Annotated in this window: 23 protein-coding genes; 11 read left to right on the forward strand and 12 right to left on the reverse strand. The window is 60.7% G+C overall.

Features of this window, described 5'->3' with window-relative positions; translation table 11 throughout:
• Positions 1–61: 61 nt before the first annotated feature.
• The 5 genes from tkt to LIX93_RS03520 form a co-directional block, all read right to left on the reverse strand.
• Positions 62–2,143, reverse strand: coding sequence for a transketolase (gene tkt, locus LIX93_RS03500; RefSeq protein WP_226502616.1), 2,082 nt, complete (start codon positions 2,141–2,143; stop codon positions 62–64).
• A gap of 254 nt (positions 2,144–2,397) precedes the next feature.
• Positions 2,398–2,676, reverse strand: coding sequence for a DUF2790 domain-containing protein (locus tag LIX93_RS03505; protein ID WP_226502617.1), 279 nt, complete (start codon positions 2,674–2,676; stop codon positions 2,398–2,400).
• Between the two features lie 402 nt (positions 2,677–3,078).
• Positions 3,079–3,357 carry a DUF2790 domain-containing protein gene (locus LIX93_RS03510; protein WP_226502618.1) on the reverse strand — a complete coding sequence of 93 codons (279 nt, stop codon included), beginning with the start codon at positions 3,355–3,357 and terminating at the stop codon, positions 3,079–3,081.
• Positions 3,358–3,547: 190 nt separating this feature from the next.
• On the reverse strand, positions 3,548–4,366 hold the full coding sequence (locus tag LIX93_RS03515; protein WP_226502619.1) for an HDOD domain-containing protein: 819 nt from the start codon (positions 4,364–4,366) through the stop codon (positions 3,548–3,550).
• A 95-nt stretch (positions 4,367–4,461) separates the two neighbouring features.
• A complete protein-coding gene (locus tag LIX93_RS03520; protein WP_226502620.1) occupies positions 4,462–5,922 on the reverse strand; it encodes a SulP family inorganic anion transporter in 1,461 nt (486 codons plus the stop codon).
• A 241-nt stretch (positions 5,923–6,163) separates the two neighbouring features.
• Here LIX93_RS03520 and mapR point away from each other — a divergent pair, with 241 nt between their 5' ends.
• Positions 6,164–7,573 carry a GntR family transcriptional regulator MpaR gene (gene mapR, locus LIX93_RS03525; RefSeq protein WP_226502621.1) on the forward strand — a complete coding sequence of 470 codons (1,410 nt, stop codon included), beginning with the start codon at positions 6,164–6,166 and terminating at the stop codon, positions 7,571–7,573.
• Positions 7,574–7,619: 46 nt separating this feature from the next.
• Here the strand turns inward: mapR and LIX93_RS03530 are convergent, their stop codons facing one another.
• Positions 7,620–9,071 (reverse strand): sugar porter family MFS transporter, encoded by a 1,452-nt coding sequence (locus LIX93_RS03530; protein WP_226502622.1) that lies wholly within the window; start codon positions 9,069–9,071, stop codon positions 7,620–7,622.
• Between the two features lie 130 nt (positions 9,072–9,201).
• Positions 9,202–10,263, reverse strand: coding sequence for an NAD(P)-dependent alcohol dehydrogenase (locus LIX93_RS03535; RefSeq protein ID WP_226502623.1), 1,062 nt, complete (start codon positions 10,261–10,263; stop codon positions 9,202–9,204).
• Positions 10,264–10,450: 187 nt separating this feature from the next.
• On the opposite strand from LIX93_RS03535, the gene LIX93_RS03540 reads away from it, so the two are divergent.
• Both LIX93_RS03540 and LIX93_RS03545 read left to right on the forward strand, forming a co-directional pair.
• The gene (locus LIX93_RS03540; protein ID WP_226502624.1) at positions 10,451–11,848 is read left to right on the forward strand and encodes an ATP-binding protein; all 1,398 of its coding nucleotides are present in this window, start codon (positions 10,451–10,453) and stop codon (positions 11,846–11,848) included.
• Positions 11,848–12,519 (forward strand): response regulator, encoded by a 672-nt coding sequence (locus LIX93_RS03545; RefSeq protein WP_226502625.1) that lies wholly within the window; start codon positions 11,848–11,850, stop codon positions 12,517–12,519. Before LIX93_RS03540 ends, LIX93_RS03545 begins: the two co-directional genes overlap by 1 nt.
• A gap of 78 nt (positions 12,520–12,597) precedes the next feature.
• Here LIX93_RS03545 and LIX93_RS03550 read toward each other — a convergent pair whose 3' ends face one another.
• The 3 genes from LIX93_RS03550 to LIX93_RS03560 form a co-directional block, all read right to left on the reverse strand.
• The gene (locus tag LIX93_RS03550) at positions 12,598–13,488 is read right to left on the reverse strand and encodes a lysylphosphatidylglycerol synthase domain-containing protein (RefSeq protein WP_226502850.1); all 891 of its coding nucleotides are present in this window, start codon (positions 13,486–13,488) and stop codon (positions 12,598–12,600) included.
• An 86-nt stretch (positions 13,489–13,574) separates the two neighbouring features.
• The gene (gene clsB / locus LIX93_RS03555; RefSeq protein ID WP_226502851.1) at positions 13,575–14,831 is read right to left on the reverse strand and encodes a cardiolipin synthase ClsB; all 1,257 of its coding nucleotides are present in this window, start codon (positions 14,829–14,831) and stop codon (positions 13,575–13,577) included.
• Positions 14,832–14,854: 23 nt separating this feature from the next.
• The gene (locus LIX93_RS03560) at positions 14,855–15,667 is read right to left on the reverse strand and encodes an endonuclease/exonuclease/phosphatase family protein (RefSeq protein WP_226502626.1); all 813 of its coding nucleotides are present in this window, start codon (positions 15,665–15,667) and stop codon (positions 14,855–14,857) included.
• Between the two features lie 292 nt (positions 15,668–15,959).
• On the opposite strand from LIX93_RS03560, the gene LIX93_RS03565 reads away from it, so the two are divergent.
• The gene (locus LIX93_RS03565; RefSeq protein ID WP_226502852.1) at positions 15,960–16,391 is read left to right on the forward strand and encodes a nuclear transport factor 2 family protein; all 432 of its coding nucleotides are present in this window, start codon (positions 15,960–15,962) and stop codon (positions 16,389–16,391) included.
• Between the two features lie 91 nt (positions 16,392–16,482).
• On the opposite strand, the gene LIX93_RS03570 is transcribed toward LIX93_RS03565, so the two are convergent.
• Positions 16,483–17,379 (reverse strand): LysR family transcriptional regulator, encoded by an 897-nt coding sequence (locus LIX93_RS03570; protein ID WP_226502627.1) that lies wholly within the window; start codon positions 17,377–17,379, stop codon positions 16,483–16,485.
• Between the two features lie 112 nt (positions 17,380–17,491).
• Here LIX93_RS03570 and LIX93_RS03575 point away from each other — a divergent pair, with 112 nt between their 5' ends.
• A complete protein-coding gene (locus tag LIX93_RS03575; protein ID WP_226502628.1) occupies positions 17,492–18,667 on the forward strand; it encodes a saccharopine dehydrogenase NADP-binding domain-containing protein in 1,176 nt (391 codons plus the stop codon).
• Positions 18,668–18,742: 75 nt separating this feature from the next.
• Here LIX93_RS03575 and LIX93_RS03580 read toward each other — a convergent pair whose 3' ends face one another.
• On the reverse strand, positions 18,743–20,584 hold the full coding sequence (locus LIX93_RS03580) for a sigma-54-dependent Fis family transcriptional regulator (RefSeq protein ID WP_226502629.1): 1,842 nt from the start codon (positions 20,582–20,584) through the stop codon (positions 18,743–18,745).
• A gap of 337 nt (positions 20,585–20,921) precedes the next feature.
• Between LIX93_RS03580 and LIX93_RS03585 the strand changes: the two genes are divergently transcribed.
• The 6 genes from LIX93_RS03585 (at position 20,922) to LIX93_RS03610 (ending at position 26,970) form a co-directional block, all read left to right on the forward strand.
• The gene (locus tag LIX93_RS03585; RefSeq protein ID WP_226502630.1) at positions 20,922–22,016 is read left to right on the forward strand and encodes an ABC transporter ATP-binding protein; all 1,095 of its coding nucleotides are present in this window, start codon (positions 20,922–20,924) and stop codon (positions 22,014–22,016) included.
• Positions 22,016–23,167, forward strand: a complete 1,152-nt coding sequence (locus LIX93_RS03590) for an ABC transporter ATP-binding protein (protein ID WP_226502631.1) — start codon at positions 22,016–22,018, stop codon at positions 23,165–23,167. The genes LIX93_RS03585 and LIX93_RS03590 overlap by 1 nt, the downstream gene beginning before the upstream one ends.
• The gene (locus LIX93_RS03595; RefSeq protein ID WP_226502632.1) at positions 23,160–24,026 is read left to right on the forward strand and encodes a sugar ABC transporter permease; all 867 of its coding nucleotides are present in this window, start codon (positions 23,160–23,162) and stop codon (positions 24,024–24,026) included. Before LIX93_RS03590 ends, LIX93_RS03595 begins: the two co-directional genes overlap by 8 nt.
• 26 nt (positions 24,027–24,052) lie before the next feature.
• Positions 24,053–24,853: a carbohydrate ABC transporter permease gene (locus LIX93_RS03600; protein WP_226502853.1), complete on the forward strand. Its 801-nt coding sequence runs from the start codon at positions 24,053–24,055 to the stop codon at positions 24,851–24,853.
• Between the two features lie 12 nt (positions 24,854–24,865).
• Positions 24,866–25,138, forward strand: a complete 273-nt coding sequence (locus tag LIX93_RS03605) for a DUF2160 domain-containing protein (RefSeq protein ID WP_226502633.1) — start codon at positions 24,866–24,868, stop codon at positions 25,136–25,138.
• Between the two features lie 62 nt (positions 25,139–25,200).
• Positions 25,201–26,970 carry an ABC transporter substrate-binding protein gene (locus LIX93_RS03610; RefSeq protein WP_226502634.1) on the forward strand — a complete coding sequence of 590 codons (1,770 nt, stop codon included), beginning with the start codon at positions 25,201–25,203 and terminating at the stop codon, positions 26,968–26,970.
• The last annotated feature ends 11 nt before the right edge of the window (positions 26,971–26,981 follow it).

Consider the following 26,981-nt stretch of genomic DNA (forward strand, 5'->3'; position numbering starts at 1 on the left):
CTATTGTGCCATGTCGATGGGCTGTAGCAAGGCGCTTGGGGCGCCTTGCTACACGGGGGGATTACTGGCCCAGCTGCTGCTTGGCCAGCTTCACGACGTTCTCGACATTGAAGCCGAACTTGGCCTGCAGCTTGGCCAGTGGCGCCGAACCGCCAAAGCTGTTCATCACCACCTTGGCGCCGCTTTGCCCGACATAGCGATCCCAACCCAGCGGGCCGGCCTGCTCGATCGCGACCCGCGCCTTGATGGCCTCGGGCAACACCTGCTCGCGGTAGGCGGCGTCCTGTTCTTCGAACAGCTCCCAGCTCGGCAGCGACACTACTCGCGCGGCGATACCTTGGCTTTGCAACTGTTCATAGGCGTCTACCGCCAGACTCAACTCGCTGCCTGTAGCCAGCAGAATGACCTGCGGCTGGCCATTCTCGGCATCGGCCAGCACATAGCCACCCTTGGCCACCCCGGACGCAGGGGCATAGCGACTGCGGTCCAGGGTCGGCAGGTTTTGCCGGGACAGGATCAGGCACGACGGCTTGTGGGTCTGACTCAGGGCAACCTTCCAGGCCTCGGCGGCCTCATTGGCGTCGCCCGGGCGCAGGGTCAGCAAGCCAGGGGTGGCGCGCAGTTGGGTCAGGTGCTCGATCGGCTGGTGGGTAGGGCCGTCTTCGCCGACCCCGATGGAGTCGTGGGTGAACACGAACACGACCGGGATCTCCATGATCGCCGCGAGGCGGATGGGCGGCTTCATGTAGTCGCTGAACACCAGGAAAGTCGAGGTATAAGAACGCAGATAGGACAGCGCCAAGCCGTTGGCGATGGCCCCCATGGCATGCTCGCGAACGCCAAAATGCAGGTTGCGGCCGCTGTAATTGGCGGCGCTGAAGCTGCCCGCGCCCTCGAACGTCAGATTGGTCTTGGTCGAAGGAGACAGGTCGGCAGAACCGCCGATCACCCACGGGATCTGTTCAGCGAAGGCGTTCAACACCTTGCCGCCCGAAGCACGAGTAGCGATGCCTTTGGCGTCGGCCTCGAACACCGGCAGTTTCGCCACCCAGCCATCTGGCATTTCACCGGCACGCATGCGCTTGAGTTCCTCGGCGAGGGCCGGTTCAGCCTGGGTCAGGCTTTGCAGCGCCTGGTTCCAGGTGCTGAACTGGCTGTCGGCACGTTGCACCAGCGTATCGTGCAGCACGGTGCGGATCTGCTCCGGAACATCGAAGCTGACATCCGGGTTGACCCCGTAGGCGGCTTTGGCCAGGCGGATCTCGTCCTCGCCCAACGGCTCACCGTGGGCGGCGGCGGTGTTCTGCTTGTGCGGCGCGCCGTAGCCAATGAGGCTGTCGACCACAATCAGGGTCGGCGCATCCGTGGTGTTGCGGAAGGTCTCCAGGGCCTTGGCAAGTGCCTCGGTATCGTTGGCATCCTTCACGTGCAAGGTGTGCCAGCCGTAAGCACGAAAGCGCGCCGCCACGTCGTCGCTGAAGGCGAGCTCGGTGTGGCCTTCGATGCTGATGGTGTTGTTGTCGTAGATCCAGCACAGGTTGGCCAGCTTGAGGTGCCCGGCCACCGAGGCGGCTTCGGAGCTGATGCCTTCCATCATGTCGCCGTCACCGCACAGGGTGTAGACCTTGTAGTCGAACAACGTGGCATCGGGGCGGTTGAAGCGTTCGCCTAACCAGCGTTCAGCCATGGCCATGCCGACGCTGTTGGCGCAGCCCTGGCCCAGGGGGCCGGTGGTGGTCTCCACGCCCGTGGTGATGCGGTATTCGGGGTGCCCGGGGGTCTTGGAGTCGAGCTGGCGGAATTGCTTGATGTCGTCGAGGCTCACGGCGGGCTTGCCGGTGAGTTTGCCGTCGGCGTCGATCTCATCGACACCCGCAAGGTGCAGCAGCGAGTACAACAGCATCGAAGCATGGCCGACCGAAAGCACGAAACGGTCACGGTTGGGCCAGTCGGGATGCTGCGGGTGGTAGCGCAGGAAGCGGCTCCACAGCGTGTAGCCCACCGGCGCCAGCGCCATCGGCGTGCCAGGGTGGCCGGAATTGGCCTTCTGCACGGCGTCCATGGACAGGGTGCGGATGGTATTGATGGCGAGGAGTTCTTGAGCGCTGTTGTGCTCGGTGTTCGATGGGGCAGAAGAGGGCATGACAATGATCCTTTAGCCTTGGAACGGGTAGAAAAAATGATTCAGCTCGTAAAGCTGACCACTGCCACCGCCCTGAGTTGCCTTGGAATCATGAAAGCTTGGGTAAATACGCAATATAAAGGCAATAAAAAACCGCTGTTAATTACTGAAGCGTAATTGCCAGCGGCTCTTATTTGAAGCGTGTCGATAATGTCGTGCTTGCTATTTTCGGTATCGAGTATCGGATTCGGTCATGGTTTGGCCATGCCGAGGACTCAACCATTCTGGCAACCATTACCCATGCGGGTGTATTCGAGGCTATGAGTAACACCTTTGCTGTCGACATACACCATGTTGGCGTTGGTGGTGCCGCAAGTGTCGGGGTCATCCGCTTTAATGCTGATCACTTTGGCGATGTCCAGGTGCTGCGAATAGTTATATTCGACGGTGGCCGGCTGTGCGGTGTTGACGGTGACCCGGTCCAGCGAAGTCGGTTCGGCAGCGGCGGCAAATGCGCTGAACAGAGACAAAGCGGCAAACAGTGGATATTTCATAGGGTGAACTCCATTTGATTTAGGTCGGGAGCGAAGCATGTATTTCGCTCCGGTGATTGAATTCTAGGCGTGATCATGAGAACCCAGAAATACTGCTTGTCAATACAACACATCATCAAAAATGATTGTTGCCGTCGACGCTGCTTGAGTGGTATGCCGCAACAGGCCGGATACGGCGCCAGACACCTTCACAGGCTCCGCGCCATAGGGCTTGCACACCCATCAAGGGCACGCGAGCCAGCGTCATGTGCTAGTGCCGAAAAGAATATAGGAGCGATAGAAGCCGCTGCAAATTACAAGGTAGTAATTACCCGCGGTTTCTGACGGGAACGTTTTGATGAGGATTCAGTCTGAACACCCGCTCTGCATATCGGCGCAGATCCTTATCCCTATATCGAACGATTACCCATTCTGGCATCCGTTACCCAGACGCGTATATTCCAGGCTGTGGGTCACACCTTTACTGTCGACATACACCATATTGGCGTTGGTCAGGCCGCAAGCATCAGGGTTATCAGCTTTGGTACTGATGACTTTGGCGATGTCCAGGTGTTGCGCGTAGTTATATTGAACCGTGGGGACTTTCGCGGCATTTACGGTCACGGGCGCCAAGGTGTCGGGCTCGGCGGCTGCGGCCAATACGCTGAACATCGACAGGGCGGCGAAGAGGGCAACTTTCATGAGGGGAGACTCCAGTTGGTTTAGGTCTGGAGCGAATCACATGTTTCGCTCCGGTAACTGAAGTTTAGGCGTGCGCGTCGAATTGCAGAAATACCAGGGATCGATACAACACATCATCAAAAATGATCGCGCGAGGTAACGCTGGCTTAACGACAAGGCAGCGAGGGGTGCATCCCCTCGCTGAAGATGATCAGGTCAACAGCTCGGAGAACGCTTTGTCGGCCTCCAGGACCGCCGGGAGCGCCGCGAACAATGCCTCGAGCTTGACACCCTCGAACAACGGCCCGTTGACGGCCTCCAGCGCCTCAGGGGTCACGCCGCCGTGCTCTTCCAGGGCGTCAGCGATGAGGATGGCCTGGGCGACGATTCTTGGCTGTGGCGTATTGGCCGGCGCTTTCAGCGGCTGCGCCTGATAGGCAATGGCGTCCTGAATCACCTTGGGCAGTTGCCAGCGTCTGGCCAGCTCGGCACCGACTTCCGGATAACCAAAACCCAATTGCAGGGTTTCGTTGGCAACCCGACCGGCACCACCGCGCCCGCTGTTGATACGTGCCGCAATCTCTGGCGCGCCGGTCTGAATCAACAATTCACCGATGTTGTGCATCACCCCACAGGTAAAGGCGATCTCTGCATCGGCCCCTGACTGCTTGGCCAGCAGCTTGCAGATGCCTGCCACCTGAAAGCTTTTGTGCCAGAACCCCTTGAGATCGAAGTTGGGCCCGGCCTGGAACGCCCCGGTGACGGCCGAGGACAGCACCAGGGTGCGCAAGGTTTCGAAGCCCAGGCGCATGGCGGCGTCTTCGATGCTCGAGGATTCGCGCGACCCCCGAAACCGCGCCGAGTTGGCCAGGCGCAGAATCTTGGCGGCGATGACAGGGTCTTTCTCGATGTTCTTGGCCACGCTGTCGAGGCTGGTTTTAGGGCTGTCGAATTGCTGGAGCAGATCCTGGGCGACCTTCGGAATGCTGGGAAGGGCATGCAGCGACTTGAAGAGATTTTCGAGTTCCATGGGGGCTACCTTCTGCGACAGATTAACCAACGATAGGCAATTTCCAGCGGAAGGCAAAAAAGCCGTCCTTGTGAGTGTATCTGCCCCCAGGGCGATTAATTGACTGCGATTTTCGCAGCGAGCCCGGCGCGGGTCAGCAATCGCTCGCAGCGTGGCGACAGGTGACTGAGCACAAAGCCCTTGCCGAATTTCTCGTAGCGTGCCGCCAGCCCTTCCAGCGCGGCAATGGCCGAGTGATCGACGACGTGGAGATACCGACAATCGACCACCACCGAATCAGGGTCGTGCTGGGGATCGAACAGCGCCTGGAAGTGCGTCGTCGACGCGAAAAACAAAGTGCCGTGCGGCGTGTAGACCTTGCGCCCCGGGACGCTGTCATCAGCATCGCTGCGCATGTCCCGCGCGTGCTGCCAGGCGAATGCCAGGGCGGCGATGAGAATGCCGCAGAGCACGGCGGTGGCCAGATCGGTGAGCACGGTGATCACCGTCACGGCGACCACGACCACGGCGTCGTTCAGCGGCACCTTGCCCAACACCCGCAACGAACCCCAGGCAAATGTCTGCTGGGCGACCACGAACATCACGCCGGCTAGGGCGGCGAGGGGAATACGCTCGATCCACGGCGACAGAAACAGGATGAACAACAGAATCATGATCCCGCTGACTACGCCAGACAGCCGCCCACGCCCGCCGGAGCTGAGGTTTATGACCGTCTGGCCGATCATCGCGCAGCCACCCATCCCGCCGAACAGGCCGGACACTACGTTGGCCGCGCCCAGGGCAACGCACTCGCGATTGGGTTGGCCGCGGGTCTCGGTCAGTTCGTCGGTGAGGTTGAAGGTCAACAGGGTTTCGAGCAACCCGACCATGGCCATCAGCGCTGCATACGGAGCGATGATCTTCAGGGTCGCGAGGTTCAGCGGCACGCTGGGCCAGTGAAACGCAGGCAGGCCGCCAGCGATGGTGGCCATGTCTGCCAGGGTGCGAGTCGGCAAACCCGTGAGGGCGACCAGCAGGCTGACACCGACGATGGCCACCAGTGCCCCCGGTACGGCTTTGGTGAAGCGTGGCAACAGGTAGACGACCGCCATGGTCAGCGCCACCAGCGCCAGCATCACCCCTAGCGGCTGACCGCTCAGCCAGTGGCCGTCGGGCAGCTTGAAGTGATCCAGCTGGGCCATGGCAATGATGATCGCCAGGCCGTTGACGAAGCCCAGCATCACCGGATGCGGCACCATGCGGACCAGCTTGCCGAGCCTGAGCAGGCCGAACAGCGTCATGATCAAACCGCCGAGCACCACCGTCGCCAGCAAATACTCGACCCCGTGCTGCACCACCAGCGCGACGATGACCACGGCCATCGAGCCGGCGGCCCCGGAGATCATCGCCGGACGGCCGCCGAACAGAGCCGTCAGGGTGCAGATGATGAACGCCCCATACAGGCCCATCAGCGGGTTCACCTGTGCCACCAGGGCAAAGGCGATGCATTCAGGCACCAGGGCGAAGGATGAGGTCAGGCCAGCGAGAACGTTACTGCGCAAAGCGGTCAGGGACATGGGCAACCTGGATCAGCACACAGACCTCACGGGCACCGGGGCGCGCAAGGCAGTTGTCATAAAAAGGAGGTGTCATCCTATCAGAATTGCAAGCGGATGTGTCTGCCGGGCCGGGATCGGGCCGGAATCTGGCCGTTAGAGAGGGTGTACATCTGATCCGCAAATATCTCCCGACTTTGCATCTGTTCTTTTTATCCCCGGCCCGCCATGATTGTGACTGTTTGCCTGCTGCGGATCGACCATGAAACGCTACGAGAAATTCGCTGATCAAATCGCCGAAATGATCCGCTCCGGGGTGCTGGCCGCCAATACCAAGGTCCCATCGGTACGCCATGCCAGCCGCACCTACGGGGTCAGCCCGTCGACGGTATTCCAGGCCTACTATCTGCTGGAGGATCGCGGGTTGATTCAGGCGCGGGCACGTTCCGGCTATTTTGTGCGTGAACACGCCATGCAGCCGCTGCCTGAAGCCGACGCCGGCGATGGCCAGGCGCACACCACCGAAGTCGATGTCAGCGAGCTGGTGTTTTCGGTGTTGAGTTCGTTGAAGAACCCCGCGACCGTGCCCTTCGGCTCGGCCTTCCCCAGCCCGGAACTCTTCCCCCTGGCACGGCTGGCACGCTCCATGGCCCAGAGCCTGAAGGCGCTGTCGCCCCACGCGATCGTTGCCGACATGACCGCCGGCAACGCCGACCTGCGTCGCCAGATCGCCTTGCGCTATGGGGTCAGCGGCGTGCATTCGCCGGTCGACGAGCTGGTCATCACCAATGGCGCCATGGAGGCCTTGAACCTGTGTCTGCAGGCGGTCACCCAACCTGGTGATCTGGTGGCGATCGAGGCGCCGGCGTTTTACGCCACGCTGCAGGTGCTGGAGCGCCTCAAGCTCAAGGCCGTGGAAATCCCCGTGCATCCGCGCGAGGGCATCGATCTGCAGATACTCGCGCAGAGCCTGCAACAATGGCCGATCAAGGCTTGCTGGTTCATGAGCAGTCTGCAGAACCCCCTCGGGGCGAGCATGAGTGACGAGACCAAGCAGGGGCTTTATGACCTGCTGTGCAAGCACCAGGTGCCACTGGTGGAGGATGACGTTTATGCCGAGTTGTACTACGGCGTGCAGCCGCGCAAGCCGGTCAAGGGCTTTGACCGTGAAGGCCTGGTGATGCACTGCGGCTCGTTCTCCAAGTGTCTGGCGCCGGGCTACCGAGTGGGCTGGGTAGCAGGTGGGCGCTTTGCCGAGCGAATCAGGCGGCAACAGTTGATGACCACGATTTCGCCGTCAGTGCCCGCCCAGGCGGCCATCGCCGACTACTTGCAGCACGGTGGTTATGACCGGCACTTGCGCAAGTTGCGCGACAACCTGGAAATGCAGCAAAGCGCGATGCTGGCATCGGCGGCGCGGCATTTCCCGGCGCCAACGCGGGTGACGCGCCCTGCGGGTGGCTATTTCCTGTGGTTCGAGTTCCCGCGCCAGGTGGATTCGCTGCAGCTGTTTCACCAAGCGTTGGAGCGCAATATCAGCCTGGCACCCGGGCCGATCTTTTCCGCGACCGGGCGCTTCGGCCACTGCGCACGGCTCAATCACGGTTATCCATGGGATGAGCACAGCGAGGCGGCGATGCAGACGTTGGGGAAGTTGTTGCAGCGATTTTGACGTTTCAAGCGGTAGCGAGGGGCTTGCCCCCTCGCTACGGTCATGATCAGGCAGGCACTTCATCCTCGCCCAAGTGCTTTTCCAGATGCCGTTCGATCTGCTCCAGCGACTTGCCCTTGGTTTCCGGTACCCAGATCATCACGAAGATCAGCGAGACGACGTTGATGCCCGCGAAGACCAGGAAGGTAGCGCTGCCGAACAGACTCAACGACAGCGGAAAGAGGAACGCCACCGTGGCGTTGCAGATCCACTGAAAGCACACCGCCATCCCCGTCATCGAACCGCGCAGATGGGAGGGGAACAGCTCCGACATCAGCAACCAGTAGACCGGAGCGATGAAGGTCTGCATGAACAGCAGAAACATCAAAATGCAGCCCAGTGCCAGATAGCTTTGCATCGGCCCGCTCGGGATCAGGCTCAGCACCAGCCCCAGTGCCACTTGCGCGAGCACCACGAAACTCAGGCCGCTGATCAGCATTGGCCGTCGCCCGATGCGCCCCACCAGCCAGATACCCAGCACCGTAGCCAGCACGGACACGACGCCATTGCCGATGGTTGCGGTCAGCGCGGCATTGGTGCCCAGGCCCGTCGACTTGAGGATGATCGGGGTGAAATACATGAACGCATTGACACCGGTGAACTGGGCGACGAAGCCCAGGGCCATGCCGATGTACAGCAGTTTGCGCGTCCAGGCTTCGCCAAACGCGGCAAACCAGCCTGATTGCTCGTGATCGATCTCGTTCTGACGAATGATTTCTTTCATCTCGCGTTCGGCCTGCTCGGGGTCGGCGCGGATCTCCAGCAGCACCTCCCGCGCTTCGTCGTAGCGGTCCTTGGACGCCAGCCAGCGCGGCGATTTGGGCACGAAATGCATACCCACATACAGCAACGCCGCCGGCAGCATGGCGATTGCCAACATGTAACGCCAAACGTGGGGGGTATGGGCGAAGTAGGCGAGCAGGGCATTGGATGAATAGGCCAGGAACTGCCCCAGCACGATCATCAACTCGTTCTGGCTGACCAGTCGCCCGCGCCGTTTAGGCCCGGCCATCTCCGCCAGAAACATCGGCACCGTTGCAGAGGCACCGCCCACGGCCATGCCGAGGATGAAGCGGGTGATGACCATTACGGTTACGTCTGGCGCGAGCGTGCTGCCCAGGGCGCCGATCATGAACAGAATCGCCAGGCCCTTGAGCGCCGTCAGGCGACCGAAGCGATCGGCCAGGTGGCCGGCGAACAACGAGCCCAGGGCCGCGCCAAGGATCAGCGACGAGGCAACCAGCCCCTCGGTCATGGGTGTCAGGCCCAGGCCGCCTTGATCGGCAGGCAGGGTCATGAACGGCAGCGCACCGGAAATGACCCCGGTGTCATAGCCAAAGGCGAGGGCGCCCATGGTAGCGATCACGGCGACGCGGATGATCAGTCGATTGGCGCGCTTGGCGGCAGCGTCATCGGTTTCGGCGCCCGCAGCGTGCGGGGCAGGGGTGGAGGCAAGCATGGCTGACACGATCCTTTATTCAGAAGACAGGGGCAGTAGGGGTGCCCCTGTAGTCAATGGATCGCGCCGCGACGCAGACGTTCAACACTAAATGGCATTGCGCCAGTTATTGGCACGGAGCGAAAGTGTATCAGGCGGCGGCTTCAGCCTTGAGCGTCGCCATATCGATCACGAAACGGTACTTGACGTCACCCTTGATCATGCGCTCGTAGGCCTCGTTGATGTCCTTCATGGCAATGATCTCGATATCCGAAACGATGCCTTGCTTGGCGCAGAAATCCAGCATTTCCTGGGTTTCACGAATCCCGCCGATCAACGACCCGGCCAGGCTGCGGCGCTTGAAGATCAGATTGAACACGGTAGGCGATGGATGCGGGTGGTCCGGAGCACCGACCAGGGTCATGGTGCCGTCACGCTTGAGCAGACTGAGGAAGGCATCCAGGTCGTGGGGCGCGGCCACGGTGTTGAGGATGAAGTCCAGGCGGTTGGCCTGGGTGGCCATCTCGTCCGGGTTGCGCGAGACCACGACCTCATCGGCGCCCAAGCGCAGACCGTCCTCGCGCTTGCTTTCGGAGGTGGTGAACAGCACCACATGGGCACCCATGGCATGGGCGATTTTCACCGCCATGTGACCCAGCCCGCCGAGGCCGACGACGCCGACCTTCTTGCCGGGGCCGACTTTCCAGTGGTTGAGCGGCGAAAAGGTGGTGATGCCCGCGCACAACAGCGGCGCCACGGCCGCCAGGTTGTCGGTAGGGGCGATGTGCAGGACGAATTTTTCCTTCACCACCACACTGTCGCTATAGCCACCAAAGGTGTTTTCGCCGCCGAACACTGGCCCGTTGTAGGTGCCGGTGAAGCCGTTTTCGCAGTATTGCTCTTCGCCCTCGGCGCAGGAAGCACAGTGCTGGCAGCTGTCGACCATGCAGCCAACGCCGGCCAGATCACCGACCTTGAAGCGCGTCACGGCCGAACCGACGGCGGTCACCTTGCCGACGATTTCATGCCCGGGGACCGATGGATACAGGGTGTTCTGCCATTCATTGCGCGCGGTATGCAGGTCAGAGTGGCAAACGCCGCAAAACAGGATGTCGATCTGCACATCGTCAGCGCCCGGTGCACGCCGTTCGATCTTGAACGGCTTGAGGCGATCACTGGCGTTTTGCGCTGCGTAGGTTAAGGCCTGGGTCATCTAATGGCTCCTTGAAAGGAAGTCTCATGGGGAAACGGCACAGGACAAGCCTACGCCAACAATGGTTACTGTGTATGAAAACACCGCGGTGCAAATGTGCAGAAAATTTGAAGTTTGCTTACAGCCCTTGTAAAACCGGGCCCTGGCGGCCTTAATGGCTCGATTGTGTACCCCGCCGGCCGCTTTGATGATCAGAACCAGCCTCTCGACCAAGCTCTTTATCGCCGTACTGGCCACCATGATTTCCGTGGTGCTGGCCATGGCGGTGGCCAACGGCGTGAGCTTCTCGCGCGGCTTCCTCGGCTACCTCAACGAGCTCAGCGTGCAGCGTATGGAGTCGGTGCAGCCCCGCTTCGTCGCCGCCTGGCGCCTGCATCAGGATTGGAACTTCGTGCACGACAAGCCACCGGCCTGGTTCGAGCTGATCCGCCCCGATCGGCCAATCAATGAACCCGACGGTGCCCGTTTTGGCCGTCAGACGCCGGTCTCCGACCTGACCGGCGCGGTGTTTCGCATCACCCTGCTGGACGCCGCTGGCGAGCGGGTCATGGGCTACTACCAGATCAGCCAGGATGCCATTCGCCTGCCGATCGATGTCGACGGGCGCACCGTCGGCTGGCTGGCGATGACACCGTTCCAGAGCGTAACGGAAGCAGGCGGCCAGCGGTTCTTCCACAATCAGATGGTCTGGAGCCTGGCGATCGGCAGCCTCTGTGTGCTGCTGGCCGGGCTGATCGCCTGGTGGGTGGCACGCCGCCTGCTGGCCCCGGTGCGCCAGGTGGCCGCCGCCACCCATCGTCTTGCAGCCGGCGACTACGCCGAGCGCGTGCACGTCATCACCGATGACGAGGCCGGGCAGCTGGCGCGGGATTTCAACCTGCTGGCGCACACGCTGGAACGCAACGAGCGTCTACGGCGCGACTTTATGGCCGACGTTTCCCACGAGTTGCGCACGCCGTTGTCGGTGTTGCGCGGCGAGCTTGAAGCCCTTGAAGATGGCGTGCGCAAGCCCGATCGCGCAGCGCTGCAATCGCTGCAAGGCGAAGTGGCGCGGCTTGGCAAACTGGTGGATGACCTCTACGAGTTGTCGCTGACCGACGTGGGCGCCCTGAGCTACCGCAAGGAAATCATCGACGTGCAGGAAGAGGTCCGCCGCGCGGTGGCGTCTCAGGTCGAACGGTTTCGCCAGCGCCAACTGCGCCTGAGCATCGAGGCGCCTCCCCTGGCGCAATGGCTGGCCGCCGACGCCGATCGCTTGCAGCAGCTGTTCACCAATCTGCTCGAAAACAGCCTGCGCTACACCGATCCCGGTGGCGAACTGCGAGTGATCCTCAACGATGACCCCACGCTTATTCGCATTGATTTCATCGATTCTTCGCCCGGTGTAGACGATCAGCAACTACCGCGATTGTTCGAGCGTTTCTACCGCACGGAAGGCTCGCGCAACCGCGAGAGCGGCGGGGCGGGCCTGGGCCTGGCGATCTGCGAGAGCATCGTAGCCGCCCACGGCGGCACCTTGACGGCCCAACGCTCGCCGCTCGGCGGGTTATGGCTGAGTATTCGTTTGCCCAAAGGAGCCGCGTAATGGACGCCGCGCATATTTTGGTGGTCGAGGATGAACCCAAGCTGGCCGCGCTGTTGCGTGACTATCTGCTGGCCGCCGGTCACAGCGTGGAGTGCCTGGCCAACGGCTTGCAGCTGATCCCCGCCGTGCAGGCCCGCGAACCGGACCTGATCTTGCTCGACCTGATGCTGCCGGGCCGCGATGGGTTGTCGTTGTGCCGTGAACTGCGTGAGTTCAGTGACGTGCCGATCATGATGATCACCGCCCGGGTCGAGGAGATCGATCGGCTGCTGGGGCTCGACAGTGGCGCCGACGATTACATCTGCAAGCCTTTCAGCCCGCGCGAGGTGGTGGCGCGGGTGCGGGCCATTTTGCGCCGCCGCGAGCCGCGCGGTGCCAGCGCGAGTAGCGCGCTTGCCCTTGATGAAGGTAGCTGGAAGGCCAGTTATCGTGGGGTCGAGATGGACCTCACCCCCGTGGAATTTCGTCTGCTAAACTGCCTGGCCAGCGCGCCGGGCCAGGTGTTTTCACGGGATCAGTTGCTGGATCGGCTGTATCCGGATCACCGCGTGGTGACCGACCGCACGGTCGACAGCCACGTCAAGAATGTGCGCCGCAAACTGGAACAGATCGATCCCAGTTGCACGCCGATTCAGTCGATTTATGGTGTGGGGTACCGGTTTGAACTGTGAACTGCACAGTGTTTGATCGGGCTTGGATCGGGCCTCTTCGCAACTGAACGCGAAGGGCCCATAAACATCACCACAGCGCTAGCCTGACTTGCGCGTACGCTGTTCCAACAGCAGATACATCACACAGGAAATCGCCAGCGGCAGCAGAAAATACAGCGCCCGATACCCAATCAGCGCGGCCAGTAGCGCGCCCTTGGAATACTCGCCCTGCAACAGGGTGATAAAGATGGTTTCCAGCACTCCCAGCCCGGCCGGGATATGGGTGATGACCCCGGCAATACTGCTGATCAACAGAATCGCCAGCACCTCGAACCAGCTCGCCTTGGCTGGCAGCAACAGATAGATCAGCGAGCCCATCAAGGCCCAGTTCAATGCTCCGGTCGCCCCTTGCAGCAAGGCAAAGCGAAACGACGGCAAGGTGATCTCGTTGCCACGCACACGCCAGGTGCGTTTGCGCGCAAAGGCGCAGGCCAGCAGATAGGCCACCCCGGCCAGCACCATCGCCACGCCAATCAGGCGCAAGCCAGTGGAACCTAGCTTCATGCCTTCGGGCAGGTTGGGGAATCCTGATGCGAAGACCGTTCCGCCGATCAGCAGATAGCCCAGCCAATTGGTGATCAGCCCGAGGCTGAGTATTCGAGTGATAGTCGCCGCCTTGAGGCCCAGCTTGCCGTACAGCCGATAACGCAGAGCGATGCCGCCCACCCAACTGCTCAGGTTGAGGTTGAACGCATAGCACACGAACGCCAGCGCCAGCACCTTGGGGGCCGGTACATCGTGACCGGTATAGCGCTTGGACAGCAGGTCATAACTGGCGAATACCAGATAGCTGGCCAACATGATGGCCGCCCCCAGCACCAAGGTACTCAGCTTGTAGGAGCGCAGAGCGTGGCTGACTTCCTGCCAATCCATGTTGCGCACCAGCATGAACAACAGCAACGGCACCATGACGAAACAAAACACGGCCATACCGCGCTTGAGCCAGCGCCACAGAGTGCGCTGGCGGCCCGTAGTGGGCGCGGTGGCTGCGCCGTCGTGTTCAGCGGCGCTCGCTTTCATGAGGCTTTCTCCTGATCGAACGCTGGCGTGACAGGCGTCACTCCAGGCGTCGGCAACATCGGCTTGAGTTTCGGTGAGTGGGCAGGCAGCAGGCCGACGATCGCCGGAAAATGACGCAAGAAGTGGAAGCACACAAAGATGATCGGCGCACGCCACCAATAACCGCGCAATACGCGCTCCAGAGGGATGGATTTGCATTTGGTTTGCGACAGTTCGTGCAAGTGCTCATGGAGCCGGGCGTTGAAGGCGCGATCATCAATGATCAGGTTACCTTCCAGGTTTAGCGAAAGGCTCAGGGGATCGAGATTGCTCGACCCTACCGTCGCCCAACGCTCGTCCACCAGGGCGACCTTGCCGTGCAAAGGGCGCTCGGTATATTCACGAATGACCACCCCGTCGCGCAGCAAGTAGTTGTAAAGCAGGCGCGAGCACAAGCGCATCAGCGGTATATCCGGCATGCCTTGCAGAATCAGCGTGACATCGACGCCACGCCGCGCCGCATTGCGCAGTTCGCGCAGGAGTCGATAGCCCGGGAAGAAATAGGCGTTGGCAATGATGATGCGTTGGCGCGCGTGAGTCACCGCGTGCAGATAGTGCTGCTCGATATCGTTGGTGTGCTCGGTGTTGTCGCGCACGCTCAGCAACATCCTCGCCTTGGCGGTATCGGCATCCGGCGCGGGGCCGCGGGACAGCCAAGGCCTGGCTGCGCGGGTCAGGCGGCTGGTTTCGTCCATCAGCTTGAGGGTCGCGCGGTGCAGGTCGGCGACGATAGGGCCACGCACACGCATGGCGTAATCCTGCTTGGCCATCGGGCCGTAATCGGCCAAATGATCCGCACAATAATTGATCCCGCCGACAAAGCCGATCTCGCCGTCGACCACGACATGCTTGCGGTGCAAGCGGCGGAACAGGTTGGTCCGCACACCGAACCGCCGTGGTTGCGGATCGAACGCCAGTAGATGGACGCCGGCATCGGTCATGGCGCGGATAAAAGGCGCTTGCAACTCGTCACTGCCGTACCCATCGACGAGCATCTCCACCCGTACGCCGCGCTGCGCGGCATCGATCAGCGCCTGCTGCAGTTCGCGGCCGACCTTGTCGTCGCGAAAGATAAAGGTCTCGATCAAGACTTCTTCACGGGCGCCGCCAATCGCGGCGAACACGCTCGGGAAAAACTCTTCGCCGTTGATCAGCAACTGCGCTTCGTTGTCGGTGCGCCAGTGTTCGCCGGGGTGAGCGATGAAATCCTGCATCGATGCGTCCTTGCCAGGCGGGCTCATAGGTGCACCTCGACAGCCAGCGGGACGTGATCTGACAAATGCGACCAAGGCTTGCGCGACAGCACCTGGGGCATGAAGGCCTTGGCATTGCGCAAGTAGATGCGATCCAGGCACAGCAGCGGCCAGCGGGCCGGAAAACTGCGAGCCGGCGCACCGAAGGTGTCGACGAAGACTTCGTGCATGCCCGCTTCGGCGAGCATGCCGTCAGCGCGCTGGCGCCAGTCGTTGAAGTCCCCCGCGACGATCACCGGCGCGTCCTCGGGAATACTTTGCAGCAGCTCACAGAGCAAACGCAGTTGCTGCTGGCGCTGGGCTTCGCGCAGGCCCAGGTGCACGCAGATGGTGTGCACTTCGCCCTGGCCTGGCACCGCCAGCACCGAATGCAGCAGGCCACGCTCTTCAGTGCCATCGCTCACCGACACGTCGAGGTTGTCGTGGCGCAGGATGGGGAATTTCGACAATAAGGCATTGCCATGCTCGCCGTCCGGGTACACCGCGTTGCGCCCGTAGGCGAACACCGGCCACATGCTGTCAGCAAGGAACTCGTATTGCGGGACGTCGGACCAATTGTCGTAGCGCTGACCGTGCTGACGGTGAGTACCGAGCACTTCCTGCAAGAACACCACATCGGCGGACAGCGCCCGCACCGCTTCACGCAGCTCGGGCAGTACAAAGCGTCGGTTCAGGGGGCTGAAGCCTTTATGGGTGTTGACCGTCAATACCCGCAAGACGGTGACCGCAGGGGCGTCCGTGGGCAATGCCGTGGCTGGCGTCGCATGGGCGGCGTCGGCGAGATCCTGGGTGTGCATGAGTAAAGCTCCTGGCGGGTCATTCGCAGTCGTGCCTTGGCAGGCAGCGAGCGTCGGGCGGCTTACGCCAGAGCCGCTTGGGGGAGAAAAGCGGACTCAGAATTTCCGACTGGGCGAGGGGCAAGAAGTTTCAGTGGGGTGCCTGACGGCAAGGGTTGATGGCCAGGACGGGCATTTGATTCAAGCGCCGCAGCACTTGACGTCACCCGGATGAGGAGCAATACCTTTGTATGATATCGTACGACCTGGTGGCAGGAATGTCCCCTCCAACAACAATAAAAGGAACACCACTATGCACGCACTCAAGCGCAGCCTGATTTTTCTTTGCCTGTTCAGCGGTCTGGTCAATGCATCACCGGCGTCGGATGAAGCCGCCGTCACGGCGGCGGTGGATCGTCTGACGCAAGCGATGCTGCACAAGAATATCGCCGAACTCGAAGCCTTGACGGCGGATAACGTCAGCTACGGCCATTCCAGCGGCAAGGTTCAAGACAAACAGGCTTTTATCGACGATATCAAAACCGGTAGAAGCGGCTTCAACACCTTGAAGATGCTCAACCAGAAGATCGTCATGAATGGTGATGTCGCCCTCGTCAGAAACCATTTCTCGGCTGAAGCGGTGAACAGTGGCCAAGTGGTGCCGACCGAGATCGAGAATTTTCAAGTGTGGCAGCAGCGTGGCGGCAAGTGGCTTTTGATTGGGCGGCAGGCTTTCAAATTCTAGCCATCCCGCACCATAAGGCAGAATCTGGCGGCCCGCTGGCCAGATTCTGTTGTTCTCTCTTCCTGCGTGGTTGCCTGCGTTGCAGCAGCCTTTAACGTACAGGCTCCCGACGCAGGATTTCCAGCAACAGCCGAAAAGCCGGCTTGTGCTGGCGTCGGCTCGGATAATAAAGATGGTAAGACAAGGCCGCCGCACACCAATCCTCCATCAATCTCAGTAACCGACCTTGGGCGAGGTCCTGCGTTACGACATGTTCTGGTACGTACACAAGACCGCTACCCGCCCGAGCGAAATCGAGCATCAGTGCCAGGCTGTTGCACACCAGATGCCCGTCAACGCGCACTTTGATTTCCCGACCGTCCTTGGCAAACGGCCATGACCACAAGCCCCCCGATGTCGGCAGGCGCAAGTCGATGCACTGATGCTCGGTCAAATCTTCAGGCGTGAGCGGTTTTGTCCTGTGCTCGAAATACGCGGGGCTGCCCACCAGTGCCATGCGAAACGCGGGTCCTACCGGCAGGCTGATCATGTCCTTGGCCAGTTGTTCGCCCATGCGAATACCGGCGTCGAAGCGTTCGGCGACGATGTCGACGAGGGCATAGTTGTCGTTGATTTCAACCGTGATGTCCGGATAGTCGGCCATCAGCCGGCTGATTGCGGGTGCCAAGGCCCAGGGACTGGCATGTTCGAGGGAGGTGATGCGCAGATTACCCGTCGGCTTGCCGCTCAGTTCACCCAGTTCGCCCAGGCCCGCTTCTATGCCATCGAAGTGCGGCCCGATGGTGTCCATCAGCCGCACCCCAGCCTCGGTGGGGGCGACACTCCGGGTACTGCGCGTCAGCAACTGCACCCCCAGCCGTGTCTCGAGCTTGCGGATGGTACGGCTCAGGGCCGGTTGCGAGATACCCAACTGCGCCGCAGCCTTGGTGAAGCTGCCTTCGCGAGCGACCCTCAGGAATGCCACCAGATCGGTTACCGTGTCACGCATGATTGATGCCTTGAGGTTATAGGTCCATTCCTATCATACCCGCTAATCATTATTACCCTGGGTTGCTAGAGTGACGCACTTGTTTTCAACCCTTCGCAGGAAACACCACGACATGAGCTCTCGGTCCTTTGATGTGATCATTTTTGGCGCCACCGGCTACACCGGCCGCCTGGTCGCCGAATATTTCTTCGCCACCCATGGGGTCGGCGGCCCGGTCAAGTGGGCGCTCGCCGGCCGCAACCTGAGCAAGCTGCAAGCCATCCGCGACACCTGGGCCGACGCTGACGCCTTGCCGTTGATCATGGCTGATGCCGAACAGCCGACCACCCTGCGCGACATGGCGTCGGCGACCCGGGTGATGATCAATACGGCGGGGCCGTTTTCGCTGTACGGCTCTGATTTGGTTGCCGCCTGCGCCGAGCTCGGCACGGACTACGTGGACCTGTGCGGGGAGATCCCGTGGATTGCGCAGATGATCGAGCGCCATCAGGCCACCGCACGCGCCTGCGGTGCCAGACTGGTGTTCTCCTGTGGTTTCGACTCGGTGCCTTTCGACCTCGGCGTGTGGTTCGTCCAGCAGCAGGCCATGCAGCAGTTCGGCCAGTACGCCCCCCGTGTGCGGGCGCGCATGCGCAAGATGCACGGTGTGTTGTCGGGCGGCACCTTCGCCAGCGTCGGCGCTGTCGAGGCGGCCGCAGCCACGGATTCGGCCCTGGCCGCCTTACTGAACGATCCGTTTGCCTACACGCCCGGCTTCGAGGGTGTCGAGCAACCGGACGGGCAGACGCCCTACGTCGATGATGTGGCGGGCAGCTGGGTGGGGCCATTCATCATGTCGACCATCAATACCAAGGCCGTGCACCGTACCAACTACCTGCAAGGCCACCCGTGGGGAGAAGACTTCCAGTATGACGAAATGCTGATGCTCGCCGCTGCGCCTGCCAAGGATGACGTGCCGGGCCTGGCAGGGTTCTCCTACAACGAAGGGGGTCATCCGCAACCTGGACAAGGGCCGAGCCAGGCTGAAATCGACGCCGGTTTCTACGACCTGGTGTTTTATGCCGAACTGGGTGAGGGCAGAGTGGTGAAGGCCTCGGTCAGCTGTGATGAAGACCCCGGCTACCTGTCCACTTCCAAGATGCTCGCGGAGTCGGCATTGGCGTTGGCCTTCGAAGTCGATCGCGAGCAGACGCCCGGTGGCTGCTGGACGCCGGCGGCGGCGCTGAACGAAGCCTTGATCTCGCGCCTGAGCAAGAACGCACGGATCAGGTTTTGCCCTGAGCAGTGAGTTGCCTTGGCGAATTGCTAAAAAACTGCCACACGCAGCTGGCACAGACGTTGGCCTGAACACAGTCAGGGACGTTCATACCTGCGCGCGCAACCGCTTATAAACCGTATTGCGGCTTACGCCCAAGTGCTTGGCAAGCTGCGAAATATTCCCGCCACAGGCTTGCAACAGCTCGTTCAGATTGCCATACGAGCCCGAAACAGCGGGGCTGTCAGCGGTTTTGACAGTCACGCCGCTGTGGTTGCAGACCTCCAGGTCGGCGAAGAAATCCTCCGGTAGATGCGCGGTACCGATCAACTCACCGTCGGCCAAAGCCAACGCTACCTGAATGACATTACTCAGTTGGCGCAGGTTGCCGGGCCAGGGATGGCGTTCGAACAGTGCCATCACGTGCGAATCGAAGCCCGCCGTTTGCCGGGGTTCCCGGTGCTGGTTCCAGAGGCTGCGCACCAGCGCGGGCAGGTCAGTGCGCTCGCGCAGCGGCGGCAGTTCGAGATTCAAACCGCTGACGCGGTAATACAGATCCTGTCGGAACAGCCCGCGATGCACCTGATCGCGCAGGGAGCAATGGGTTGCAGAGATCAGCCGGATGTCCACCGGGTGTTGCTCGCTGCTGCCCAAAGGCTGTACGCAACGTTCCTGCAAGACCCGCAGCAAGCGTGCCTGCACCGCGAGCGGCATGTCGCCGATTTCGTCCAGGAACAGTGTGGCCTTGTGCGCTTTGCGAATCAGCCCGATGCTGCCTTTGTGGTGCGCGCCGGTAAAAGCGCCCTTTTCATAGCCGAATAGCTCCGCTTCCACCAACTCTGAAGGAATTGCCGCGCAGTTCACCGCGATCAACGGCTGCTTGGCCCGGGTGCTGGCCTGATGCAGCGCCTTGACGAACACTTCCTTGCCTGCACCGGTTTCGCCAAGAATCAATAGCGGTACGTTCTTTTCAAGCAATCGTTGCGCCTGCTCGAAAGCTTTTTCGATCTTCGCGTCGCCAAAACCCACAGCCATTGGTAACGCGCCGGCCACCGGTTGCCCTGACCGAGGCAGACTTGCCAAGGGCAGAACGGGGGCTTTGGGACGTTTGAGCTGACCGTAAAAGCGGTTGTCACGCGACGCCTGCAGGGCGAAAGGTTGCCCGTTTGATTGATCGAGCACCTCGGCCAGCGTTGTCCTGAACAGCTCGTCGATGCTTGCCTGCAACAGGCTCGTCCCCAGCAGGCTGTCAGCGCGGCGGTTGGCGCAAAGGATGTGCCCGCTCTCATCGAATATCAGCAGGCCAGCCCACTGGCTGTCGAGGTTGTCCAGGCCCGTGTTGAAGGTCAGCTGAAAATGGGTGTTCTGAAACTGGTCAAGGATCAGCCTGTTTTCGATGGTCTGACTGATCATCTTCACCATCCCCAACGTGTAGGAGGGCGGCAAGAAACTGTCGCTGGACAGGTCCAGCACCCCGACCAAGCGCCGTGAGGCGTCGAAGATCGGCGCTGCAGAGCCGGTCATGAAGCGATTGGCCTTGAGGAAATGCTCGTCGTGCTCGATGTGCACTGCTTGCTCACCGGCCAGCGCGGTACCGATGGCATTGGTGCCGGCGGCCTGTTCGATCCAGCATGCACCGGCTACGAAGCCCAGGCCCTGGGTCGGTTCGACGAAGCGCTGAGTGCCCCACGAGTTGAGCACCTGCCCCTGGTTATCGGCGAGCAGGATCAGGCAGTTGGCATTGCTCAGGATGTTTTCGTAGAACGGCAACACTTGCTGGTGCGCCGTCAGCGACAGCACCCGGTGACGTTCGAGCAACTGGCAAACCTGCTGTGGCGGCAACTGGCCGAAGGCCGGGAGCGAACGGTGGTCCAGGCCGAACTCCCTGCAGCGTGCCCAGGAATCCTTGATCATGGTGTCGTGCGCGATGGAAATGCCGGGTGTGGCCATGTGGAGATCGCTCCGTGCAGCGTGTTTTTATTGTTATGGGGTACTGCGTAGGCCGGGCTTAGGCGCCCTGAAAACTTCTGTGCAGTGTTGTTCAGTATTGCTCAAAGTCAATGTTCATTGTGTTCAAGTGTTCAGCTATTTCTGTTCATTTGTGTTCGCCAACGAACGCTCCCGGCACGCGATGGTTTGCCGACACCGCTCTGGCGCAAGCTTCCCAGGCGAATGAAGGTCGGCAGGCTGCGCTTGGCACGATTGTCGCTATCTCTCCAGCAGTCGACGAACGTGTCGGCCAGCACCCGCCTTCTAATAAAAATCGCCACTGACCAAAGGGCACGCCATGTCTCTCACGCTGGAGCACGTCAGCCGCTCGATCGACGGCCAGATCTGGATCGATGATGCCTCGCTGAGCTTCGAACCTGGCTCATTCAACGTTTTGCTGGGGCGTACCTTGTCGGGCAAGACCAGCTTGATGCGCTTGATGGCCGGGCTGGACAAGCCCGACAGCGGGCGCATCCTGATGAATGGCAACGATGTCAGCCGGGTTGCCGTGCGCCATCGCAACGTGTCCATGGTGTACCAGCAGTTCATCAACTATCCGAGCATGACCGTTTACGACAACATCGCCTCGCCGCTGCGTCAGGCCGGTGTCTCGAAAGACGAAATCCAGCGCAAGGTGCTGGAAACCGCCACGATGCTGCGGATCGAAAAATTCTTGAGCCGCTATCCTCTCGAGTTGTCCGGAGGCCAACAACAACGCACGGCCATGGCCCGTGCACTGGTCAAGGACGCGGAGCTGATCCTCTTCGACGAGCCGTTGGTCAACCTCGACTACAAACTGCGCGAAGAGCTGCGTCAGGAAATGCGCCTGCTCTTTGAAGCTCGCCACACCATCGCCATCTATGCCACCACCGAGCCCAACGAGGCCTTGGCGCTGGGCGGCACCACGACCATCCTGCACGAAGGGCGGGTGATCCAGAGCGGCCTGACTCCCAAGGTCTACCATCAGCCCAAGACAGTACTGGCCGCCGAGCTGTTTTCCGAGCCACCTATCAATCTCATGCCAGGCAGCATCAAGGGTAACGAGGTCAGCTTTGCCAACTTCGCCCACTTCCCGCTCAACGTTGACCTGCGCAAAATCGGTGATGGTGATTACCAGTTCGGTGTACGGCCCAGCCACCTGAGCCTGGTGCCCTCCAACGATGATGACCTGGAGCTGGCGGTCACCGTCGAACTGGCGGAGATCAGTGGTTCCGAGACCTTCCTGCATGTGCGCAACGAGCATTTCGCCTTAGTGCTGCATCTACCGGGCGTGCATGGATACGAGGTGGACGCGCCGATCAGGGTGTACATCCCCACCCACAAATTGTTTGTGTTTGACCCGCAAGGCGGCCTGATTCAGGCACCTGGCCTGCGCATGGCGAGGGTTGCCTGATGGCTGAGATCCGCTTGCAGAACCTGGCCCACAGCTACGTCGCCGCGCCCACCGGCCCCGACGACTATGCGATCCGCGAAATGAGCCACATCTGGGAGCAGGGCGGCGCCTACGCACTGCTCGGTCCTTCCGGTTGCGGTAAATCCACATTGCTCAACATCATCTCCGGCCTGCTGAGCCCGTCGGAGGGCCAGGTGATGTTCGATGCCAAGGTGGTCAACGCGCTGTCGCCGGAACAGCGCAACATCGCCCAGGTGTTTCAGTTCCCGGTGGTCTACGACACCATGACGGTGTACGACAACCTGGCGTTTCCGCTGCGCAACCAAGGCATGGATGAAAAAAGGATCCACGCCAAGGTCAGTGAAATTGCCGAAGTGCTTGATCTCCAGCCATTGCTCAAAAAGAAGGCCAGGAACCTCACCGCTGATGAAAAGCAGAAGGTCTCCATGGGCCGTGGGCTGGTGCGCGACGACGTGTCGGCGATTCTCTTCGATGAGCCGCTGACGGTGATCGACCCGCATTTGAAATGGAAACTGCGGCGCAAGCTCAAGCAGATCCACGAGCAATTCAACATCACCATGGTCTACGTGACCCACGATCAGTTGGAGGCCTCGACCTTCGCGGACAAGATCGCGGTGATGTACGGCGGCCAGATCGTGCAGTTCGGTACGCCGCGTGAACTGTTCGAAAAGCCCCGGCACACCTTTGTGGGTTATTTCATCGGCAGCCCCGGCATGAACCTGATCGAGGTCACTCTCCAGCCGGGTGGGGTCGGGTTTGGTGAGGCCGGTCTTGCCAAGGTTGTCGTGCCAGTGTCCGAGGGCGTGCAACAGCGCCTGGCAGCGACTCGATGGACTCGCCTGACCCTGGGGATCCGCCCCGAATTCGTGCATGTCTGGGACGGTCCTTATGACGAAGCCTGGTGCGCTGACGTGACCTATGTCGAAGACCTCGGGACCTACAAGATCCTTACCTTGAAGCTCGCCGGCCAGTTGCTCAAGGTGCGCCTGCAAGAAGACAAACCGGTGCCGCAGGGGCAGGCCTGGATCAGCTTTCCGGGACAATGGCTGATGGTCTATGCCGATGATTTCCTCGTCGAAGGCGACGTCCCGCTTGCCAGTGACTCGGCCCAAGGGGTAGCCCATGCGTAAAGTGCAGAACAACAAGGCCTGGTGGCTGGTGCTGCCGGTGTTCCTGCTGGTGGCCTTCAGCGCGATCATTCCGATGATGACGGTGGTCAATTACTCGGTGCAGGACATCTTCGATCAGTCCAGCCGCTACTTCGTCGGCACGGATTGGTTCAGGCAGGTGCTGCAGGATCCGCGCCTGCACGACTCGCTGCTGCGCCAGTTCATCTATTCGGGCTGCGTGCTGTTGATCGAAATCCCGCTGGGTATCGGCATCGCCTTGAGCATGCCGACCAAGGGCCGATGGTCGTCGCTGTGCCTGATCGTCATGACCATCCCCCTGCTGATTCCCTGGAACGTGGTGGGCACCATCTGGCAGATCTTCGGGCGTGGCGACATTGGCCTGATGGGCTGGTTTCTCAACAACGTGCTGGGCATCAGCTACAACTACGCGGCCAACGCCTCGGACGCCTGGGTGACGGTGCTGATCATCGATGTCTGGCACTGGACATCGCTGGTGGCGCTGCTGTGTTATTCGGGCTTGCGTGCCATCCCGGATGTCTACTACCAGGCGGCGCGGATCGATCGCGCGTCGGATTGGGCGGTGTTTCGGCACATCCAGCTGCCAAAAATGAAGAGCGTGCTGCTGATTGCCGTGATGCTCCGGTTCATGGACAGCTTCATGATCTACACCGAACCCTTCGTGCTGACCGGTGGCGGCCCCGGCAACTCCACGACCTTCCTCAGCCAAACGCTCACGACCATGGCGCTGGGGCAGTTCGACCTCGGCCCGGCGGCGGCCTTCTCGCTGGTGTATTTCCTGATCATTCTGTTGGTGTCGTGGGTGTTCTATACCGCGATGACCCACGGCGAAACGAACTAAGGGAGAGCATGAGCATGCGCAAGAACGTGTCGTTCAGAAAACTCGTGCCCCTGTGGCTCTACTTGCTGTTTTTGCTGCTGCCCATCTATTGGCTGGTCAACATGTCGTTCAAGACCAACACCGAGATACTCAGCGGCTTGACGCTGTTCCCTCGGGACTTCACCTGGGCCAACTATCAGGTGATCTTTACCGATGAGAGTTGGTACAGCGGCTATATCAACTCGCTGTATTACGTGTGCTTGAACACTGTGATTTCGCTGAGTGTCGCGCTGCCTGCCGCCTATGCGTTCTCGCGCTACCGGTTTCTCGGCGACAAGCACTTGTTCTTCTGGTTGTTGACCAACCGCATGGCGCCACCTGCGGTGTTTCTGCTGCCGTTCTTCCAGCTGTATTCGTCCATTGGTTTGTTTGACACGCACATTGCGGTCGCCTTGGCTCACTGCCTGTTCAACGTACCGCTGGCAGTGTGGATTCTGGAAGGCTTCATGTCCGGGGTGCCGAAAGAGATTGATGAAACGGCCTACATCGATGGCTATAGCTTTCCCAAGTTTTTCGTCAAGATTTTCATCCCGTTGATTGGCTCGGGTATCGGCGTCACGGCGTTTTTCTGCTTCATGTTCTCGTGGGTCGAATTGCTTCTGGCGCGCACCCTGACCTCGGTCAATGCCAAGCCTATCGCCGCAGTGATGACGCGCACGGTGTCGGCCTCTGGCATCGACTGGGGCGTGCTGGCGGCGGCGGGGGTGTTGACCATCCTGCCGGGCATGCTGGTGATCTGGTTCGTTCGCAACCATGTGGTCAAGGGCTTCGCTCTTGGCCGTGTCTGAGGAGTGGTAAAAATGGATTGGATGGCCTGGACACTGCCCACCGCGATTTTCTTTGCCGGCATTGCCTTGCTGCTCACGGCAATGACCGCCTGGGAACTGCGCTCGGCAAGCGTCCCTCGTCGGGGTTTCCTGCCGATTTCCACAACGCGTGGTGATCGGTTGTTCATCGGGCTACTGGGAAGTGCCTACCTGCATCTGCTGGTGATCGGCGCGACCGACTGGAGTATCTGGATAGCCACCGGGGTTTCCCTGGTATGGCTGGTGGTGGTCATGCGCTGGGGTTGAGCCCTTTCAATCCTGCCAGCGCACGAACAGCGGACTAATAACAAGCATCACTGGAGGTGTCTATGTTCAATAAAAAAAACAAGCTGCGACATAGCGTGACGATTTCAACCCTGCTGACCCTCAGCGGGCTGAGTCTCTCGACCTGGGCGGACCCGTATGAAGACGCGGCGAAGAAATGGGTGGGCAACGAATTCAAGCCATCGACACTGACCAGTGAGCAGCAGCTCGACGAGCTCAAGTGGTTCATCAAGGCAGCCGAACCCTTTCGTGGCATGAAGATCAAGGTCGTATCCGAGACCTTGACCACCCATGAGTACGAGTCCAAGACCCTGGCCAAGGCCTTTACTGAAATTACCGGCATCGAAGTGACGCACGACCTGCTGCAGGAAGGCGATGTGATCGAGAAGTTGCAGACCGCGATGCAGTCGGACAAAAGTATCTACGACGGCTGGGTTAACGATTCCGACTTGATCGGCACCCACTTTCGCTATGGCAAGGCCGAAGCCCTCAGTGATTTGATGGCCAATGAAGGCAAGGACTTCACCTCGCCGACGCTGGATATCAAGGATTTCATCGGTATCTCGTTTACCACCGCCCCGGACAAGAAAATCTATCAGTTGCCCGACCAACAGTTCGCCAACCTTTACTGGTTCCGTGCCGACTGGTTCGAACGCGCCGACCTCAAAGCAAAATTCAAGGCCAAATACGGTTATGAACTGGGCGTGCCGGTGAACTGGTCGGCGTATGAAGACATCGCCAAGTTCTTCAGCGAAGACGTCAAGGAAATCGACGGCAAGAAGGTTTATGGCCACATGGATTACGGCAAGAAGGACCCTTCGCTCGGCTGGCGCTTTACCGATGCCTGGTTCTCCATGGCTGGCAGCGGCGACAAGGGCCTGCCCAATGGCTTGCCCGTGGACGAGTGGGGCATCCGCGTGGAGGATTGCCACCCGGTGGGTTCGAGCATCACCCGCGGCGGCGACACCAATGGCCCTGCGGCGGTATTCGCGACGCAGAAATACATCGATTGGCTCAAGGCCTACGCGCCACCTGAAGCAGCCGGCATGACCTTCTCGGAGTCGGGGCCGGTGCCTTCACAGGGCAATGTCGCGCAGCAGATTTTCTGGTACACCGCCTTTACCGCGGACATGACCAAACCGGGCTTGCCGGTGATGAATGCTGACGGCACGCCGAAATGGCGCATGGCACCGTCGCCAAAAGGCCCGTACTGGAAGGACGGCATGAAGCTGGGCTATCAGGATGTGGGCTCATGGACCTTCCTCAAGGCCACGCCGGAGAAACAGCGCTTGGCCGCTTGGCTGTATGCGCAGTTCGTGACCTCGAAAACCGTGTCCCTGAAAAAAACCATCGTCGGCCTGACCCCCATTCGCGAGTCGGACATCAATTCCAAGGAGATGACCGCGTTGGCGCCTAAACTGGGCGGCCTCGTGGAGTTCTACCGCAGCCCGGCCCGTGTGCAGTGGTCGCCCACCGGCACCAACGTACCGGACTATCCGAAGCTCGCGCAGCTGTGGTGGAGCCATGTCGCCGAAGCGGTCACGGGCGAGAAGTCGGCCCAGGCAGCACTGGACGGGTTGGCGAAAGACCAGGACGCGATCATGACGCGCATCGAGCGCTCCAAGGTGCAGGACGCCAGCGGTTGCGCGCCGAAGATGAACCCCGAGACCTCGGCGGAGGCCTGGTACAAAAAGGCTGAATCCAGCGGCGGCCAGTTCCTGGCACCTCAACGCAAACTCGAGAACGAGAAGCCTAAAGGCGAAACCATCAGTTACAACGAATTGCTCAAGAGCTGGGAGGCGGGCAAGAAGTAATCGCTGACGCT

It is taken from the genome of Pseudomonas sp. MWU16-30317 (assembly GCF_020515695.1).
In the GTDB taxonomy this organism is placed as follows: Bacteria; Pseudomonadota; Gammaproteobacteria; order Pseudomonadales; family Pseudomonadaceae; genus Aquipseudomonas.

Bases quoted from the DNA above. Each gene is read 5' to 3' on its own strand.
- tkt (WP_226502616.1), bottom strand. From the start codon at position 2,143: ATGCCCTCTTCTGCCCCATCGAACACCGAGCACAACAGCGCTCAAGAA.
- LIX93_RS03505 (WP_226502617.1), bottom strand. From the start codon at position 2,676: ATGAAATATCCACTGTTTGCCGCTTTGTCTCTGTTCAGCGCATTTGCC.
- LIX93_RS03510 (WP_226502618.1), bottom strand. From the start codon at position 3,357: ATGAAAGTTGCCCTCTTCGCCGCCCTGTCGATGTTCAGCGTATTGGCC.
- LIX93_RS03515 (WP_226502619.1), bottom strand. From the start codon at position 4,366: ATGGAACTCGAAAATCTCTTCAAGTCGCTGCATGCCCTTCCCAGCATT.
- LIX93_RS03520 (WP_226502620.1), bottom strand. From the start codon at position 5,922: ATGTCCCTGACCGCTTTGCGCAGTAACGTTCTCGCTGGCCTGACCTCA.
- mapR (WP_226502621.1), top strand. From the start codon at position 6,164: ATGAAACGCTACGAGAAATTCGCTGATCAAATCGCCGAAATGATCCGC.
- LIX93_RS03530 (WP_226502622.1), bottom strand. From the start codon at position 9,071: ATGCTTGCCTCCACCCCTGCCCCGCACGCTGCGGGCGCCGAAACCGAT.
- LIX93_RS03535 (WP_226502623.1), bottom strand. From the start codon at position 10,263: ATGACCCAGGCCTTAACCTACGCAGCGCAAAACGCCAGTGATCGCCTC.
- LIX93_RS03540 (WP_226502624.1), top strand. From the start codon at position 10,451: ATGATCAGAACCAGCCTCTCGACCAAGCTCTTTATCGCCGTACTGGCC.
- LIX93_RS03545 (WP_226502625.1), top strand. From the start codon at position 11,848: ATGGACGCCGCGCATATTTTGGTGGTCGAGGATGAACCCAAGCTGGCC.
- LIX93_RS03550 (WP_226502850.1), bottom strand. From the start codon at position 13,488: ATGGCCGTGTTTTGTTTCGTCATGGTGCCGTTGCTGTTGTTCATGCTG.
- clsB (WP_226502851.1), bottom strand. From the start codon at position 14,831: ATGCAGGATTTCATCGCTCACCCCGGCGAACACTGGCGCACCGACAAC.
- LIX93_RS03560 (WP_226502626.1), bottom strand. From the start codon at position 15,667: ATGCACACCCAGGATCTCGCCGACGCCGCCCATGCGACGCCAGCCACG.
- LIX93_RS03565 (WP_226502852.1), top strand. From the start codon at position 15,960: ATGCACGCACTCAAGCGCAGCCTGATTTTTCTTTGCCTGTTCAGCGGT.
- LIX93_RS03570 (WP_226502627.1), bottom strand. From the start codon at position 17,379: ATGCGTGACACGGTAACCGATCTGGTGGCATTCCTGAGGGTCGCTCGC.
- LIX93_RS03575 (WP_226502628.1), top strand. From the start codon at position 17,492: ATGAGCTCTCGGTCCTTTGATGTGATCATTTTTGGCGCCACCGGCTAC.
- LIX93_RS03580 (WP_226502629.1), bottom strand. From the start codon at position 20,584: ATGGCCACACCCGGCATTTCCATCGCGCACGACACCATGATCAAGGAT.
- LIX93_RS03585 (WP_226502630.1), top strand. From the start codon at position 20,922: ATGTCTCTCACGCTGGAGCACGTCAGCCGCTCGATCGACGGCCAGATC.
- LIX93_RS03590 (WP_226502631.1), top strand. From the start codon at position 22,016: ATGGCTGAGATCCGCTTGCAGAACCTGGCCCACAGCTACGTCGCCGCG.
- LIX93_RS03595 (WP_226502632.1), top strand. From the start codon at position 23,160: ATGCGTAAAGTGCAGAACAACAAGGCCTGGTGGCTGGTGCTGCCGGTG.
- LIX93_RS03605 (WP_226502633.1), top strand. From the start codon at position 24,866: ATGGATTGGATGGCCTGGACACTGCCCACCGCGATTTTCTTTGCCGGC.
- LIX93_RS03610 (WP_226502634.1), top strand. From the start codon at position 25,201: ATGTTCAATAAAAAAAACAAGCTGCGACATAGCGTGACGATTTCAACC.